Source organism: Amycolatopsis thailandensis, assembly GCF_002234405.1.
GTDB classification, from domain to species: Bacteria; Actinomycetota; Actinomycetes; order Mycobacteriales; family Pseudonocardiaceae; genus Amycolatopsis; species Amycolatopsis thailandensis.
Genome location: NZ_NMQT01000378.1, coordinates 1 through 565 on the forward strand (window position 1 = coordinate 1; position 565 = coordinate 565).

The window sequence follows — 565 nt, forward strand, 5'->3', positions numbered from 1 at the left end:
CCGCCGAACTCGGCGTCGACTGCGGTTTCACGCGTGCCGACAGCTTCGTCTACACGACCAAGCCCGAAACCGTGGAGACCCTTGAGCGTGAAGCGGAAGCGGCTGCCGAGGCCGGGCTGCCCGCCACCTACGTCACCGACGTGGACCTCGACGTCCCGGCGATCGGCGCGGTCAAGTTCGCTTCACAGGCCCATTTCCACCCGCGTCGCTGGTTGCTCGCTCTCGCCGACGAGATCGAGAAAGCGGGTGGGAAGATCGTGGAAGGCGTCCGCGCCGAGGGTGTCGACGAACTCGGCGGAACGAGGGTACGAACCAGCAGCGGTGAGGTACGAGCAGGCGAAGTCGTGGTCGCGACGCACTATCCCGTCTTCGACCGGGGCCTGTACTTCGCCCGGCTCGATCCGGTACGAGACCTGGTGGTCGCCGGCCCGATCGAAGGAAACCATGCCCCACAGGGAATGTTCCTCGACGCCGACACCCACCACTCGGTGCGGAGTTACCTCAACGAGGGCGTCCCCTACACGATCGTGGGTGGCGAGCACTACCGCGTCGGCGATTCCGTCGA

1 protein-coding gene is annotated in these 565 nt (G+C 66.2%); it reads left to right on the forward strand.

Features of this window, described 5'->3' with window-relative positions; translation table 11 throughout:
• The coding region (locus tag CFP71_RS43005; RefSeq protein WP_143267347.1) for an NAD(P)/FAD-dependent oxidoreductase at positions 1–565 on the forward strand (565 nt) is incomplete at both ends.